Source organism: Pseudomonas sp. 3-2 (assembly GCF_019710535.1).
Classification (GTDB): Bacteria; Pseudomonadota; Gammaproteobacteria; order Pseudomonadales; family Pseudomonadaceae; genus Aquipseudomonas; species Aquipseudomonas pharyngis.
Genome location: NZ_CP081200.1, coordinates 754573 through 770112 on the forward strand (window position 1 = coordinate 754573; position 15540 = coordinate 770112).

Here is a 15540-nt window from a genome sequence, read left to right on the forward strand (position 1 = left end):
TGCGACGGCGGTCTATAGCTGATAACTGAAACTGATGCTGTAACGCGGCCGGCGATTGAAGGTGTCCAGCGCTTCATCCGACATCGCCTTAGCGGCTTCCAGGGCGATGTTGTAGTACTTCGCATCGCCAAATCTCAGGCCGACCGCCGCCGATGACAGGTTGTTGGCCTGCACCGGCAATTCATTGAACCAGCTGCGCGAGCGGTCGAGCACGAAGTACGGTTGCAGGATGCGCACCCAGTTGCCGTCGCGGTTGAAGCTGTAGTTGATTTCGTAAGCCACACCCCAACCCTTGTCGCCGGACGCCTGATCATCGGGATAACCACGGCCGAAATTCTGCCCGCCGAACACCGCGCGCTCGCTGTCGGGCAGGGTGTCGTCGCTCCAGTACAACGCGGCTGACAGTACGCCTTGCCAGTTATCAAAGAACTTGTCGCTCTGCACCCCCGACAGACGCACCCGGAAAAAATCGAGGTCGATGGCGCTGTTGTTGGTGTGCGCGCCCAGGCTGTCGAAGCCCTGGTACACGCCGCCGCTGAGAATGCGCAGTTGCCGGGCATCGGCCTTGCGCCAGTCGCTTTCGAAGGCGAGGGCGCGGATGTCGGTGCGTTCTTCGACGCTCAGCGGGTAGCCGATCACGTTGTAGCGGGTCTTGTCGTTGACGGCGTACAGGCGCGATCCGGCGGTCAGCAGTTCATCCGAGGCGGCAATCAGCGGCAGGCTGAAGCCGAGCGAGTAACGGTCGTTTTCGCGATGCGGCTTGAGTTCCAGACCGTTGTTCAGCACTACGTTGGTGCCGGGATCGGCCCGGTAGCGTGAGGCCGACAGGCTCAGTTGCGCACCTTCGTCGTTGACGAACTGGTTGTAGTCCAGCCGGTAGTAACGCTCGTGATCATCCCCCGGTGGAAACAGGCCGCTGAGGCTCAGCTGTTCGCCCATCGAGGTTTGTGAATTGCTGCTGATACCGAGCAGGGCCTGAGTGCCGTTGCGGTTGTCTTCGGTGGTGCTCAGGGTGCTGGTGAACGGTTTGCGGCTGGCCTGGGCTACCAGCGTGGTTGCACCATCGGTGGTGCCGGGTGGCGGCACCTGGGCCTGGATCGTCACGCCGGGAATGCGGGTCATCAGTGTGGTGTAGCGCTCGAACGTCTTGCGTGTGAGAGGGCGCTCAGCCTGAAGCTTGGCCGCCAGTCGTTCGAGCAGGGCTTTGACCCGCCCGACGTCGCCCGCGATCTGCACGTCCCGCACGTAGCCTTCCACCAGCACGACGCGCGCCACGCCGTCGTCGAAGTTCTGTTGTGGCAGGAAGGCGTAGGACAGCAGATAACCGTCCTGCTGGTAGCGACGGGTGATGTTGCGGGTGGCTTCGATCAGGTCGGCAAGGCTGCTCTCGCGACCGATCAGGGGCTTGTAGATTTCTGCCAGTTCGTTCAACGGGTAGAGCGTGCCGCCTTCGATCTGCACGGTCCTGAGGTTGATCTTCGTGCCCATCAACAACGGCTGCGCGGCGGTGGCGCCGGGCTCCGGCACTTGCAGCGGCGCGGCGTTCGGCCGGTAGGCGTCGGCGGGCAGGTTCGGCACCGGCAGGTTGCGAATGGTTTCGTTGCTGTTGAGAAAGCTGGGCAGGGTGTCGGCGAGGGTTGTGCAACTGAGACTGAGAAACAGCAGGGATGCCATAACGCGCATAGGACACTCCATGTTCAAACCCCAGCACCGGGCGGGTTTTCTCCTAAGAAAAAAGCGGAAGACTCGTGGGAATCTTCCGCCCTCAACCAAGCGTAGGCGCTGTAGGTTCGGCCGTCGAATCGGCCAGGTGCAATTCAGCGTTTGTTGCCGCCCAGGGCGCCGGTAAGACCGCCGAGGACGCCACCCAGTCCGCCGCCAGTCCCGGTGGCAGTGCCACCGTTGACCAGTCCGCCGACCGCAGTGACCGTGTTGCCCACCGTGGTGACGGTGTTGCCGACCGCCGTCACGACCGGGTTGCTGTTGGTGCTGGCAATCGTGTTGCCGAGATTGCCGACGGCACCGCCGACCTGACCGGTGAGACCGGCGACCGGAGTGCCGAGCCCGGTGGCGGCGCCGACATTCTGGGTCAGGCTGGTGACCGCCGTGGTGACTGGCGCAAGTCCGGCACCCACGTTGTTGCCCAGGGTTGCCAGGGGAGTGGTCGGGCTGGTGATCGGCGAGCCCGAACCGCCGAGCACGGTGTTGAGCGAGGCCACGGTGTTACCGGCCGCCGCCAGCACGCCACCGGGTGCGGCGAGAGTGCCATTGCCGCTGCTCAAGCCGGCGCCGACGTTGACCACGGCGCCGCCGACGGTTTGCAGCAAGCCATTGCTGCCCAGACCGCCACCGACGCCTGTTCCCGAACCGGTGCCGTTGTCCACCAGCCCACCGGCCTTGCCGACGGCAGTGCCGACATTGCTCAGGGCGCCGCCGACGGTGTTGGTCAGAGCGTTGCCGTTGCCGGCGACAGTGACCTTGTCACCCACGCCGTCAACCGTGCTGCCGACCTTCTGGACCAAACCGTTCAACGGCGCGCCCAGCCCTGTAGCCGTACCGAGTTTATCCGTGGTGCTTTCGACCATGGCAATCACCGGCACCAGTTTGCTGCCGACTTCTTTGGTCACCGAGCCGAGCGGGCCGGTGGTGGTGGCGGTGCTGAGGGTGTCGCCGAGCATGGTGACCTTTTCGCCGACTCCGTTGAGCACTGGGGCGACCTTGGTCACCACACCGCCGACCACGGGAACGCTGCCCGTGGCAGTGGCCAGTTTGCCGCTCAGGTCGGACACGCCGTTGCCCACATCCTGCACCACGCCGCCGACCGCCGAAGCGGTGACGCCCAGACCATTGTCAGTGGTCGCCAGTTTGCCGATGCCGTTGGCTACGCCGTCACCCAGCGTGGTCACAACGTTGCCGGCGGTTTTGGCGGCGCTTTGCACCACGCCGCCAACGACAGGCACGCCGCTCAGGGAGTCACCGACCTGGCCGACGCCATCGCCGACGCCGCTGACGGTATTACCGACGTCCTGCACCAGGGTGGTCGTCACCAGCGAAGGGGTCGTGGGATTGGTCGGGTTCGTCGGGTCCGTCGGGTCCGTCGGATTGGTGGGATTGGTCGGATCCGTTGTCCCTCCCGTTCCGCCAGTACCACCGGTGCCGCCAGTGCCGCCAGTGCCCGCGGTGTCTCCGGTTCCACCCGTGCCACCGGTGCCGCCAGTACCCGCAGTCGAGCTGTCGGGGGAAGAACTGCCGGAACTGCTGTGATGACCGCCGCCGCCACTGCTGCAACCGGCCAGACCGAGGGAGAGAATGAGGGCCAGTGCCGTTGCCGATTTGCACCATGCCGCCTGAGCTTTCATCTGAGTTTTCATGAGCGTTATTCCTTGCACCTGTCACAACGTTTGTTGTCTTCGATGGCCCGCCGATTCTGTTGCCGGCAGTGCCTTCGTCCGTTGTGCTCATATCAGCCGCAAGGCCGGATCCACGCCATTCTCAAGTTGGTATTAACGCCTTTATGCAGGGGGACGCGAGTGCCGCCTAACGACTAATACCGAGGATATAGGCGCGCAAAAAAAAGCCTTGAAAATCAAGGCTGGGTTTCGGCGAGGGACGTTTGTGCGGCGCGGGAAAACTTAAGTGATATATACACAATTGAGCAGGTTTTCCCGGCCTCGATGTCAGGCCACCGGCTGCCAGTTGCCCACCATGTGCTCCAGATCCCCGGCGCCGATCAGGCGCAACTCACCGCTGGAACCGGCAGCGCTGGCGAACAGGCTCACCTCGCTCGGCAGGCGCACCGGTTTGCGAAAATGCACGGTGACCTCAAGGTTGGCCTTGGGCAGATGATCTGCCAGCGCTGCCAGCGTGCGGGCCTTGTTCCATAACCCGTGGGCGATGGCTGTGGGGAAACCGAACAGCTTGGCACTGGCGGCACTGAGGTGGATCGGGTTGTAGTCGCCGGAGACTTTCGCGTACTGCCGGCCGATGTCCGCCGGCGCCTTCCATTGCGCCACTTGCATCAGCGGCAGCGCCGGCTCCCAGGCCTGTTCGACCGGTTCGCCTTCAAGCTTCACGCCGCGACAGAGCATTTGGCTTTCGGCTTCCCACAACGGGCCGAGTTGATCGTCGAGGGTGGTCAGCAGATCGAAGGTCGCGCCTTTGGGATGGGGTTGCAGGTTATGCACCCGGACGCTGACTTGCGCACGACTGATCCCGCCCATCGGACGCAACACGCGGATGCGGTTGCGCAGATGAATCAGCCCCAGCAGCGGGAACGGAAAGTCTTTGGCCGTCAGCAATTGCATCTGCAGGGCGAACGCCAGGATATGCGGATAGGTCGGCGGCAGCAGGCCGTCATCGGCGAAACCGCAGACCTGGCGATAGGCCGCCAGACGTTTGCCATCGACCTCGACGGCGCAGCGCAGGCCGCTGTCGGGCAGGGTGGTGCCGGTGATTTTGCGTCGGGTGGCCGCCCGGGCATACAGCCCCGGCAGGCTCGGTTCGTGGTGCAGCGTTTGCCATTCGATGCTCATGCTCAGGCCCCCAGAACGCTTTGGCCGCACACCCGCAGCGCTTGTCCGGTGAACGCGCCGGTGCCCGGTTGTGCCAGCCAGGCCACGGCTTCGGCGACGTCTTGCGGCAGGCCGCCCTGGCCCAGCGAACTCATGCGCCGCCCGGCCTCACGCAGGCCGAACGGGATGTGCGCAGTCATCTGGGTCTCGATGAATCCCGGCGCCACGGCATTGATGCTGATGCCGCGTTCCAGCAGGGTCGGCGCCCAGGCCTGGGCCAATCCGATCAGCCCGGCCTTGCTCGCCGCGTAGTTGGTCTGCCCGCGATTGCCGGCGATGCCGCTGATCGAGGCCAGCAGAATGACCCGGGCGTTATCGCGCAACGTGCCGCTGTCGAGCAGGGCTTTGGTCAGCACTTGCGGTGCGTTGAGGTTGACCGCCAACACCGCGTCCCAGAATTCCGGCGTCATGTTGGCCAGGGTCTTGTCACGGGTGATGCCGGCGTTGTGCACCAGAATGTCGAGGCCGTCCGGCAGCTGTTCGATCAGTTGCGCGGCAGCATCTTCGGCGCAGATGTCGAGGGTGATGGCGCGCCCGCCGAGGCGCGCGGCCAGGGCTTCCAGATCGGTTTTCGCGGGCGGCACGTCGAGCAGGATCACCTCGGCGCCGTCACGGGCCAAAGTTTCGGCGATGGAGGCGCCGATGCCGCGCGCCGCACCGGTGACCAGTGCCTTACGTCCGGCCAACGGGCGCGTCCAGTCGGTGACCTGGGTGGCGCAAGCTGTCAGCCGGATCACCTGCCCGGAGACGAATGCACTTTTCGGCGAAAGGAAAAACCGCAGCGGCCCTTCGAGCTGATCCTCGGCGCCTTCGCCCACGTAGATCAATTGCAGCGTGCCGCCGCTGCGCAGCTCCTTGGCCAGCGAGCGAGAGAAGCCTTCAAGGGCTCGCTGTGCGCTGGCGGCAAACGGTTCACGCAGGGTTTCCGGGGCGCGGCCGAGGATCACCAGATGCGCGCTGCTGTCGAGGTTTTTCATCAACGGCTGGAAGAACTCACGCAGCTGCTTCAGCTGGTCGGTGTGCTGCAAATCGCTGGCGTCGAACACCACGGCCTTGAGTTTCGGGCCATGGCCGGGAATCCATTGGGTGGCGCTGGCCGGCTGATCGCCGTAGCGATAAATGGCATCGGTCAACCGGTTGGCAAAGGCGCTGACCTGCTCGGCCAGCGGACCACCGCCGATCAGCAGCGCACCGTCCACTGGCCGCAGGCGCCCCGCCTGCCATCGTTCCAGCCGCACCGGCGACGGCAGGCCCAGGGCTCCGACCAGACGGTGGCCGATGGACGAGTTGGCGAAGTCGATATAGCGGTCAGACATGGAACGCTCTCCAGAAGATGGGGTTCAAAGTGTGGACTGCGAAGGGCAATCAATCGTTCGATCCACGCAATAAGGCCTACGCTAGAACAGCAGAGTAGTTTGCCCTCGGCGCTTTTGTGGCCCGACCGGGTTTTCAGCGCTCGATTTTCAGACCGGATATTTCACAAGGAGCATTTCATGAGTCAGCTGCGCCGCGTCGCGATCATTGGTGGCAACCGCATTCCGTTCGCCCGTTCCAACGGGCCTTACGCCACCGCCAGCAATCAGGTGATGCTCACCGCCGCCCTCGAAGGCCTGATCGAACGCTACAACCTGCACGGCCAGCGCATCGGCGAAGTGGTCGCAGGGGCGGTGCTGAAATTGTCACGGGATATGAACCTGACCCGCGAATGCGTGCTTGGCTCACGCCTGTCACCGGCCACCCCGGCCTACGACATTCAGCAGGCCTGCGGCACTGGCCTGGAAGCGGCGCTGCTGGTGGCGAACAAGATCGCCCTCGGCCAGATCGATTGCGGCATTGCCGGCGGCGTCGACACCACGTCGGATGCGCCGATCAGCGTCAGCGAAGGCCTGCGCAAGATCCTTCTGCAAGCCAACCGCGCCAAGACCACCGGCGACAAGCTCAAGACCTTTCTGCAATTACGCCCGAAACACCTGATCCCCGACTTCCCGCGCAACGGCGAACCGCGCACCGGCCTGTCGATGGGCGAGCACTGCGAATTGATGGCGCAGACCTGGAACATCCCCCGCGAGGAACAGGATCAACTGGCCTTCGAAAGCCACCACAAACTGGCGGCTTCCTACAGCGAAGGCTGGCACAACGACCTGATGACCCCATTCCTCGGCCTGACCCGCGACAACAACCTGCGCCCGGACCTGACCCTGGAAAAACTCGCGACCCTGAAACCGGCCTTCGAGAAAAGCGCCAAAGGCACGCTGACTGCCGGCAACTCGACGCCGCTGACCGATGGCGCGTCGGTGGTGCTGCTGGGTAGCGAGGAGTGGGCGAAGGAACGCGGCTTGCCGATCCTCGCTTACTTGCGTGACGGCGAAGCGGCGGCGGTGGATTTCGTCAACGGCGCCGAAGGGCTGCTGATGGCGCCGGTCTATGCCGTGCCACGCTTGCTGGCGCGCAATGGGCTGACCTTGCAGGACTTCGACTACTACGAAATTCACGAGGCCTTCGCCGCGCAAGTGTTGTGCACGTTGAAGGCCTGGGAGGATCCGGACTACTGCAAGACCCGGCTCGGGCTGGACGCGCCGCTGGGCTCGATTGATCGCAGCCGCTTGAACGTCAAGGGCAGCTCGCTGGCGGCGGGGCATCCGTTCGCCGCGACGGGCGGGCGAATTGTGGCGAATCTGGCGAAGTTGCTGGATGCGGCGGGGCAGGGGCGGGGGTTGATTTCGATTTGTGCGGCGGGGGGGCAGGGGGTGACTGCCATCGTCGAGCGCTGAAGGAACAAGAAGCCCCCTCTCCCAAGGGAGAGGGGATTACAAAGGTTACTCAGGTACGGAACCTGCGCACCAACCCGTCCAGCTCATTCGACAACCCCGCCAGACTCTGTGAATCCAGCCGCGCCGAATTCGCCAGCTCCGCCACCAACTGCGCATCACCATGAATCTGGCTGATATGCCGATTGATGTCCTCAGCCACCTGATGCTGCTCTTCAGCGGCCGTGGCGATCTGCGTGTTCATGTCGCGAATCACATCCACCGACTCACGGATCTGACCGAAGCTTTCTCGCGCTTCGCCGATGCGTGCCACCGATTGCTGAGACACATCGAGGCTGGCGCGCATCTGCTGAGTCACCGCGCTGGTGCGTTTGGCCAGGTTGCCCAGCAGCCCGTCGATTTCCGCCGTCGAATCCGCCGTGCGTTTGGCCAGTGCGCGAACCTCATCGGCCACCACCGCAAAACCACGACCCTGCTCACCGGCCCGCGCCGCTTCGATGGCCGCGTTGAGCGCCAGCAGGTTGGTCTGTTCGGCGATGGAGCGGATGGTGCCGAGGATCGACTGGATGTCGTTGCTGTCGCGCTCCAGTTGTTGCATCGACTGCGCCGATTGCTCCAGCTCCTGGCTCAGTTGATCGACGCTGTGCACCGCCGCATCGATCTGCTGCTGACCTTCGCGGGCCTGGCGCTGGCCGCTGTCGGCAGACTCCGCCGCCTGGCTGCACGAGCGGGCGACTTCGTTGGCGGTGGCGACCATTTCGTGGAACGCGGTCGAGACCATGTCCACCGCTTCGCGCTGGCGTCCGGCGGCTTCGGCCATGTCGCCGGAGACGCGGGTCGAGCTCTGCGAAGTGGCGAGGATTTTCCCGGCCGCGCCGCCGATATGCTGGATCAGGCTGCGGATCGCGGTAAGGAACTGGTTGAACCAGTTGGCCAGTTGCGCGGTTTCGTCGCTGCCACGAATGTCGAGGCTCTTGGTCAGGTCGCCTTCGCCTTGGGCGATGCCTTCCAGACCACTGGCCACGCTGCGGATCGGCCGCACGATCAGGCTGGCGAAACTGGCACCGACCACCGCGAAAAACACCGCCAGCACGGCCGCAATGATTGCGATCAGCCAGGTCAGTTGGGTGGCGGAACTCATCACTTCGTTCTGTTTGATCAGGCCGATGAAGGTCCAGCCCAGTTGCTCCGAGGGCCAGACATTGGCCATGTAGCGTTCGCCGTTGAGCTCGATGTCAACCAGGCCTTTGCCGGCCTTGGCCAGTTGCGCGTAGCCGTCGCCGAGGCTGTCGAGTCGCTTGAAGTTGTGCTCCGGTTGCTTCGGATCGACCAGCACCGTGCCGGTGTTTTCCATCAGCATCAGGTAACCGCTTTCACCGAGCTTGATCTGTTTGACGATCTCGGTCAGTTGCTTGAGCGACACGTCAATGTTGACCACGCCACCCTGGGCGCCCAACTGGTTGGCGACCGCCCGCACGGTGCTGACCAGTACCGCGTCATCGCCGGCCCAGTAATAGGCTTCGGTACGCAGGGTCTTGCCCGGGTTGGCCATGGCCGTCTTGTACCAGGGGCGGGTGCGCGGGTCGTAGTTGGCCATCTTCGGATCGCCCGGCCAGAAGGCATAGCCGCCGCTGTTCAATCCATAGGAGACGTAGGAGTAGGCCGGGTGGGATTTGGCCAGCCCCTCGAACAGTGCAAACAGTTGCTTGTCGATCTCGCCATCGGAGGTATCGGCGGCGTTGGCGCTCATGCGGCTGCGAACGCTGCCGTCCGCGTTCTTTACCAACGGCTGCGCCGCCAGGTAATCGACGTTCTGGCTGATGCCGTCGAAAAACAGCTGCATGGCATTGCTGACCTGACGGATCTCGCGCCCGCTGCTGTCGACAAAATCGTCCCGGGCATCGCTGCGCAGGTTCAGTACCACCAGCGTGGCGACCAGCACCACGGGCAAGCAGGCGATGATTGCAAACGCCCAGGTCAACTTCTGTTTGATGTTCATCCGCGCTCCAGATTTTCTTGTAGGCCCACGCAGTGCAGATGACTCGCGGTTATTGGCAGCCGAAAAACCTATTTCTCACCCGTTTCCCTGGGTGCGACATCGAAGTTTTTTTTGGAACGATTGTCGGACAAGTTCCTCTGTCTCAGAGGAATTCGGCTGATGAAGAGGGAAATTGAGGTCTTGGGAGAAAATTCTTACGAGATCTGTTCAGTTGGATGTCAGATTCTGTCGCAAATGCCCTCAAGTCCTGGCGCCTATAAATTCGCCGGCCTCGGCTATGATTCGAAGCGGTCGATAAAGAGGCGAATTGACCTGATTTATCCGGCACAGTGTGTGCATCCACAGGTTCACAGGTCGGCAACCCCTCCCCGTGATGCGAGGATTGCCGTATAACGAATGACATTCGCGTGTTTGGTAATAAAGGACCCACAATAAAAGCTGATGAAGACTCCAAAACGCATTGAACCCCTGATCGAGGACGGTCTGGTCGACGAAGTGCTGCGTCCACTCATGAGTGGCAAAGAAGCAGCTGTTTATGTGGTGCGCTGCGGCAATCAGTTACGTTGCGCAAAGGTCTACAAGGAGGCGAACAAACGCAGTTTCCGCCAGGCGGCCGAATATCAGGAAGGCCGCAAGGTTCGTAACAGCCGACAGGCCCGGGCGATGGCCAAGGGGTCGAAATTCGGTCGCAAAGAGACCGAAGACGCCTGGCAGAATGCCGAGGTCGCGGCGCTGTTCCGTCTGGCCGGCGCGGGTGTGCGAGTGCCCAAGCCCTACGACTTCCTCGACGGCGTGCTGCTGATGGAACTGGTGGCCGATGAATACGGGGATGCCGCGCCGCGTCTGAACGACGTGGTGCTGGAGCCGGATCAGGCCCGCGAGTATCACGCGTTCCTGATTTCGCAGATCGTGCTGATGTTGTGTACCGGTCTGGTGCACGGTGACCTTTCGGAGTTCAACGTGCTGCTGACGCCGACGGGGCCGGTCATCATCGACCTGCCGCAAGCGGTGGACGCGGCGGGCAACAACCATGCGTTCAGCATGCTGGAGCGTGACGTCGGCAACATGGCGTCGTACTTCGGCCGCTTTGCCCCGGAGTTGAAGAAGACCAAATACGCCAAGGAAATGTGGGCGTTGTACGAGGCGGGTACGCTGCACCCGGCCAGCGTGCTGACCGGCGAGTTCGACGATCCCGAGGACCTGGCCGATGTCGGCGGGGTACTGCGCGAGATCGAAGCGGCGCGTCTGGATGAGGAGCGCAAGCAAGCCATCCGCGCGGCGGACGACGAGCCCAAGGGCAAGTCCGACGAACCTCCGCCACCACCGTGGATGCAGTGAGCATCTGAAAAACAAAACCCGGCTTCGGCCGGGTTTTACACATTCAAGGATTGATTGTGACCAGCACTTCCCGCAATGCCCGGCTGATCATCACGGCGCGGCTGATCTCCGATTTCGGCGCGTTCCTCAACATGGTTGCGCTGGCCACTTATGTCTACCTGCTGAGCAACAGCGCGATGAGCGTGGGGATCTTTCTCGCCAGTCGCGTGGGCGGCGGGATTTTCGCCAGCCTGATCGGCACCGCGTTTTATCGTCGATGCAGCGGTCGCTTGCCGTTGATTGCCTTCGATCTATTGCGCGCCACAGTGCTCGGTTTGTTGCTGATCGTGCCGGTCAGTCAGCAGGCGTTGTTGCTGCCGCTGATCGCGTTCGGTCTGGGCTTTGGCAATTCAATGTTCGCCATCGGCCTCAACAGTCAGTTGCCGCGCTTGATCGAGCCGGCGCAGTTGCTCAAGACCAATGCGTGGATCACGTCCGCCTCGTCCATGGCGATGGTCGGCGGCAGTCTGGTATCCGGGTTGCTGGTCGCGGGATTTGGTTTTGAAACGGTGTTTGCGCTGAACGCGGTGACCTATCTGTTGGCGGCAGTGTTGATTGCGCCGCTGCGGTTCAGCGCACCGGAGCCAGTGGCCGAATCCAGCGCTAAACAGGGTGAGTGGTCGGCATTGTTGCAAGGCTTGCGCAGCGCTCCGGTGGTTGCGGCGATGCTGGCGGTGACTATGGCCGACACCCTTGGCAGCGCTGCGCACAACGTCGGTTTTCCGATCATTTCCAAACTGCTGACACCGGACTCGGCCAGCACCACGCTGGGCCTGATGCTCGCAGTGTGGGCCGTCGGCAAACTGCTCGGCGCGCGGATCGCCAGTCGCCTCAACGGCTCGGAAAACATTCATCTGGAGCGCCGCTATTTCGGTGGCGTGCTGCTGATGTCCTGCGGCTTCATCCTGATGTTCCAGCAGCACAGCGTCGTCGGTCTGTTGCTGTTTTCGCTGCCGGCCGGGTTGGGCGACGGTTTCTCGGAAGTCGGCTTGATGTCACGTCTGCAACGGGAACCGGAGCCTTTGCGCCTGCCGATCTTCAGCTTCCTGACGCTGTTGCAGATGACCGGGTTCGGCGTCGGCATGCTGATCGCCGCACCGTTCTATGCGTGGTGGGCGCCGGGTGCCGTGGTGCTGCTGTTCCACGGCATTCCCCTCGCCACAGTGCTGTCGATGAAAATCCTGCTGCTCAGGCGCGCGCGGGTTGCGCGCAGCAGCCCGACGCCAGTTCCTTGAGGATCGGACAGTCCGGGCGATGGTCGCCGTGGCAGTGCTCGACCAGATCCTGCAGAGTGTCGCGCAGTTCGCCGAGTTCGCGGATCTTCTGATTCAGCTCGTCGATGTGCTGGCGGGCCAGGGCCTTCACATCGGCGCTGGCGCGCTGGCGATCCTGCCAGAGGGTCAGCAGCTTGCCGACTTCCTCCAGCGAAAAGCCCAGGTCCCGCGAACGCTTGATGAATGCCAGCGTGTGCAGGTCATCGTCACCGTAGACGCGATAGCCGCTGTCGGTGCGATGGGCAGCCTTGAGCAGACCGATCGACTCGTAATAACGGATCATCTTCGCGCTCAGGCCACTGTGGCGGGCCGCTTGGCCGATGTTCATCGGTTGTCCTCCAGATCCTCGGGTTTCCAGGTTTTCAACAGTAGCGCATTGCTCACCACGCTGACGCTCGACAGGGCCATCGCCGCACCAGCCAGCACCGGATTGAGGAAGCCGAACGCCGCCAGCGGAATGCCGATCAGGTTGTAGACGAAGGCCCAGAACAGGTTCTGGCGGATCTTCGCGTAGGTCTTGCGGCTGATTTCCAGTGCGGCCGGCACCAGCCGTGGATCGCCGCGCATCAGGGTGATGCCGGCGGCGTGCATGGCCACGTCGGTGCCGCCGCCCATGGCGATGCCGATGTCGGCCGCGGCCAGCGCCGGTGCGTCGTTGATGCCGTCACCGACCATGGCCACGACCCCGGTTTTTTTCAGCTCGGCGACAGTGGCGGCTTTTTCCGCCGGCAGCACTTCGGCGTGGACATTTTCGATGCCCAGCGCTTCGGCCACCACCCGGGCGCTGCCGCGGTTGTCGCCGGTCAGCAGGTGGCTGTGGATGTGCTGCGCGGCCAGTTGTTGCACCGCGTGCAGCGCGCCTGGCTTGAGGGTGTCGCCGAAGGCGAACAGACCGAGCACGCGAGGTTCCGGGCTTTGCTCGATCAGCCAGGACAGCGTGCGGCCCTCGGTTTCCCAGGCCTTTGCGGATTCGCTCAGGGTTGCGGCGTTCAAACCGCTTTCTTCCAGCAAGCGCCGGTTGCCCAGCGCCAGGCGCCGGCCGTCGAGGCTGCCGGCGATGCCGCGCCCGGTCAGGGACTGGCTGTCGCTGACATCCGGCACGCTCAGATGGCGTTCGGCACAGGCATCCAGCACCGCTTTGGCCAGCGGATGTTCGCTGCCGCGTTGCAGTGCGCCGGCCGCTGTCAGCAGGGCGTTTTCATCACCCTCGATCGCGCTGAAATGCGCGATGCGCGGCGTGCCGGAGGTCAGGGTGCCGGTCTTGTCGAACACCACGGCGCTGACTTCATGGGCACGCTCCAGTGCTTCGGCATCCTTGATCAGAATCCCGTGGCGGGCGGCCACGCCGGTGCCGGCCATGATCGCGGTCGGTGTCGCCAGACCGAGGGCACACGGGCAGGCGATCACCAGTACCGCGACGGCGTTGATCAACGCGGTTTCCAGCGGCGCGCCGTACAGCCACCAGCCGATCAGTGTAGCCAGGGCCAGTAGCAGAACCGTCGGCACGAACACCTGACTGACTTTATCCACCAGTTTCTGGATCGGTGCCTTCGCAGCCTGGGCGTCCTCCACCAGACGGATGATCCGCGCCAGCACGCTTTCCGCACCGAGCGCCGTAGTGCTTACCAGCAAGCGGCCTTCGCCGTTGATCGCGCCGCCGGTGACCCTATCGCCCGGTTGCTTGGGCACCGGCAGGCTCTCGCCGCTGATCAGTGCTTCGTCGGCGTGGCTCTGGCCTTCCAGCACTTCGCCGTCCACCGGGAAACGCTCACCGGGTTTGACCAAAACCCGATCGCCAAGACGCAGGGCGCTGATGGCGACGTCCTGTTCGCGGCCATCGATGACTTGAATTGCCCGCTCCGGGCGCAACGCTTCCAGTGCGCGGATGGCGCTGGCGGTCTGGCGTTTGGCACGGCTTTCCAGGTATTTGCCGAGCAGCACCAGAGCGATGACCACCGCCGAGGCCTCGAAATACAGATGCGGCATGCGCCCGTCGGCGGTGGCCCATTCGTAGAGACTCAAGCCATAACCGGCGCTCGTGCCCAATGCCACCAGCAAATCCATGTTGCCGGCCCCGGCGCGTACGGCTTTCCACGCCGCCAGATAAAACCGCGCACCGAAAATGAATTGCACCGGGGTCGCGAGGGCGAATTGCGCCCAGGCCGGCAGCATCCAGTGAATGCCGAACGGTTGCAGCAGCATCGGCAGCACCAGCGGCAAGGCGAGGGCGATGGCGCAGATCAGTGCCCAGCGCTCATGGTCCAGGCGCTGTTGACGATTGTCGGATTGCGGATTTTCGAGTTCGAAGAGGCTGGCCGAATAACCGGCCTTGCTCACGGCGGCGATCAGGGTTTGCGGGTCGACCGCGCCGAGCAATTCGAGATGAGCGCGTTCATTGGCGAGGTTGACGCTGACGCTTTTCACCCCCGCAACCTTGTTCAGGGCGCGTTCGACGCGACCGACGCAGGAGGCGCAGGTCATGCCGTCGATGTTCAATTCCACGGTCTGCTGCGGCACGCTGTAACCGGCGCGTTCGACTGCTTCCATCAGCGCCGGCAGGCTGTCGCCGGGGGCCTGCACCCGGGCCTGTTCGGTGGCGAGGTTGACGCTGACGGCACTGGCGCCGCTGACTTTGCTCAACGCCCGCTCGACACGGCCGGCGCAACTGGCGCAGGTCATGCCGCTGATGGGCAGATCGAAGGTGATGGAATCGGACATCGGTCGTACTCCCTGTAGAAGATGCCTACAGGATCAACCTTGCCATGCTGGCAAGGTCAAGCGCCAATCCGAAAGCGTCAGTAGCCGAGGCCGGTCGGCTTGAGGTACATGCCTTCCTGGTTCATCGCGATGCGGAATTTCAGGATGTCGCCGGCATGCAGTCTGATCTCCTGCGAGCCCGGCGCGAGCATGCCCGGGTTGCAACCCGGCATTTGCCCCGGCAGCAGCTTCAGGCGCAGCGAGACATTGCCCGGCGGCAGGTTGAACGATGTGCTTTGCTCCTGAAACAGGCGCGCCGACAGCTGATCCTGGATGTACACGCCGATTTCGCAGGAGGTCGCCACTTCCAGGCGCTCGCGGGAAATGATCAGCACCCCGTAATCTTCCCCGGCGGCTTGCACCGAAGGGATCGCGGCAAAGAGGCTGAGTAAGCCAAACAGGCTGAAAGCTGACCAGCGCATGGCTGAATCTCCTGAATTCATGTCATTGATGCGTGCAGCTTGGCCGAGCGCGGCGCCGATTGCCAGCCCGGCAGTTTTTTGCAGAACTTGACCTTGCCATCGTGGCAAGCCTGAAACTGCCGGCAACCTCACTCAAAGGAGTCATTCCATGCAAGTGTTCACTGTTGAAGGCATGTCCTGCGGTCACTGTGTCAAGGCCGTCACCCAGGCGGTGCAGAGCAAGGATCCGGCCGCCAGCGTGCGGGTCGATCTGGCGGCGAAGGAAGTCGGCGTCGAAAGTGCGCTGAGCGCCGAGCAGGTGATCGAGGCGATCAGCGAAGAAGGCTACGCCATCAAACTCGCCTGATCTTTTTAATAGTTAGCGAGCTACCG

General features: G+C 63.3%; 12 protein-coding genes and 1 pseudogene. 4 read left to right on the forward strand and 9 right to left on the reverse strand.

What is annotated here, in order from left to right:
• Positions 1-12: 12 nt before the first annotated feature.
• From K3819_RS03275 to K3819_RS03290, 4 genes are all read right to left on the reverse strand, one after another.
• Positions 13-1683, reverse strand: coding sequence for a ShlB/FhaC/HecB family hemolysin secretion/activation protein (locus K3819_RS03275; protein ID WP_221398621.1), 1671 nt, complete (start codon positions 1681-1683; stop codon positions 13-15).
• Between the two features lie 134 nt (positions 1684-1817).
• Positions 1818-3371: a collagen-like triple helix repeat-containing protein gene (locus K3819_RS03280; protein ID WP_221398622.1), complete on the reverse strand. Its 1554-nt coding sequence runs from the start codon at positions 3369-3371 to the stop codon at positions 1818-1820.
• A 306-nt stretch (positions 3372-3677) separates the two neighbouring features.
• Positions 3678-4532: a MaoC/PaaZ C-terminal domain-containing protein gene (locus K3819_RS03285; protein WP_221398623.1), complete on the reverse strand. Its 855-nt coding sequence runs from the start codon at positions 4530-4532 to the stop codon at positions 3678-3680.
• A gap of 2 nt (positions 4533-4534) precedes the next feature.
• Positions 4535-5887, reverse strand: a complete 1353-nt coding sequence (locus K3819_RS03290) for a 3-oxoacyl-ACP reductase (protein WP_085610984.1) — start codon at positions 5885-5887, stop codon at positions 4535-4537.
• A gap of 177 nt (positions 5888-6064) precedes the next feature.
• Between K3819_RS03290 and K3819_RS03295 the strand changes: the two genes are divergently transcribed.
• Positions 6065-7342, forward strand: coding sequence for an acetyl-CoA C-acetyltransferase (locus K3819_RS03295; RefSeq protein WP_085643975.1), 1278 nt, complete (start codon positions 6065-6067; stop codon positions 7340-7342).
• Between the two features lie 49 nt (positions 7343-7391).
• On the opposite strand, the gene K3819_RS29635 is transcribed toward K3819_RS03295, so the two are convergent.
• Entirely contained in the window at positions 7392-8159 is a 768-nt protein-coding gene (locus K3819_RS29635) for a methyl-accepting chemotaxis protein (RefSeq protein WP_371850984.1), read from the reverse strand.
• A 138-nt stretch (positions 8160-8297) separates the two neighbouring features.
• Positions 8298-9338 (reverse strand): annotated as a pseudogene (locus tag K3819_RS29640) (cache domain-containing protein); the annotation flags it as partial.
• 441 nt (positions 9339-9779) lie between these two features.
• Between K3819_RS29640 and K3819_RS03305 the strand changes: the two are divergent.
• On the forward strand, positions 9780-10676 hold the full coding sequence (locus tag K3819_RS03305; protein ID WP_221398624.1) for a PA4780 family RIO1-like protein kinase: 897 nt from the start codon (positions 9780-9782) through the stop codon (positions 10674-10676).
• Positions 10677-10732: 56 nt separating this feature from the next.
• Positions 10733-11950 (forward strand): MFS transporter, encoded by a 1218-nt coding sequence (locus K3819_RS03310; protein ID WP_221398625.1) that lies wholly within the window; start codon positions 10733-10735, stop codon positions 11948-11950.
• On the opposite strand, the gene cueR is transcribed toward K3819_RS03310, so the two are convergent.
• From cueR to K3819_RS03325, 3 genes are all read right to left on the reverse strand, one after another.
• The gene (gene cueR / locus K3819_RS03315) at positions 11904-12317 is read right to left on the reverse strand and encodes a Cu(I)-responsive transcriptional regulator (protein WP_007958485.1); all 414 of its coding nucleotides are present in this window, start codon (positions 12315-12317) and stop codon (positions 11904-11906) included. The two genes, K3819_RS03310 and cueR, sit on opposite strands and share 47 nt — an antisense overlap.
• Positions 12314-14707, reverse strand: coding sequence for a heavy metal translocating P-type ATPase (locus K3819_RS03320; protein ID WP_085613570.1), 2394 nt, complete (start codon positions 14705-14707; stop codon positions 12314-12316). Before K3819_RS03320 ends, cueR begins: the two co-directional genes overlap by 4 nt.
• A gap of 77 nt (positions 14708-14784) precedes the next feature.
• Complete coding sequence (locus K3819_RS03325) at positions 14785-15168, reverse strand: hypothetical protein (protein ID WP_064593272.1); 384 nt, start codon at positions 15166-15168, stop codon at positions 14785-14787.
• Between the two features lie 148 nt (positions 15169-15316).
• Between K3819_RS03325 and K3819_RS03330 the strand changes: the two genes are divergently transcribed.
• A complete protein-coding gene (locus tag K3819_RS03330; protein WP_007958490.1) occupies positions 15317-15514 on the forward strand; it encodes a heavy-metal-associated domain-containing protein in 198 nt (65 codons plus the stop codon).
• Positions 15515-15540: the final 26 nt, after the last annotated feature.

Excerpts from the sequence above, each read along its gene's own strand:
- K3819_RS03275 (WP_221398621.1), bottom strand. The coding sequence starts at position 1,683 with ATGCGCGTTATGGCATCCCTGCTGTTTCTCAGTCTCAGTTGCACAACC.
- K3819_RS03280 (WP_221398622.1), bottom strand. The coding sequence starts at position 3,371 with ATGAAAACTCAGATGAAAGCTCAGGCGGCATGGTGCAAATCGGCAACG.
- K3819_RS03285 (WP_221398623.1), bottom strand. The coding sequence starts at position 4,532 with ATGAGCATCGAATGGCAAACGCTGCACCACGAACCGAGCCTGCCGGGG.
- K3819_RS03290 (WP_085610984.1), bottom strand. The coding sequence starts at position 5,887 with ATGTCTGACCGCTATATCGACTTCGCCAACTCGTCCATCGGCCACCGT.
- K3819_RS03295 (WP_085643975.1), top strand. The coding sequence starts at position 6,065 with ATGAGTCAGCTGCGCCGCGTCGCGATCATTGGTGGCAACCGCATTCCG.
- K3819_RS29635 (WP_371850984.1), bottom strand. The coding sequence starts at position 8,159 with ATGGCCGAAGCCGCCGGACGCCAGCGCGAAGCGGTGGACATGGTCTCG.
- K3819_RS03305 (WP_221398624.1), top strand. The coding sequence starts at position 9,780 with ATGAAGACTCCAAAACGCATTGAACCCCTGATCGAGGACGGTCTGGTC.
- cueR (WP_007958485.1), bottom strand. The coding sequence starts at position 12,317 with ATGAACATCGGCCAAGCGGCCCGCCACAGTGGCCTGAGCGCGAAGATG.
- K3819_RS03320 (WP_085613570.1), bottom strand. The coding sequence starts at position 14,707 with ATGTCCGATTCCATCACCTTCGATCTGCCCATCAGCGGCATGACCTGC.
- K3819_RS03325 (WP_064593272.1), bottom strand. The coding sequence starts at position 15,168 with ATGCGCTGGTCAGCTTTCAGCCTGTTTGGCTTACTCAGCCTCTTTGCC.
- K3819_RS03330 (WP_007958490.1), top strand. The coding sequence starts at position 15,317 with ATGCAAGTGTTCACTGTTGAAGGCATGTCCTGCGGTCACTGTGTCAAG.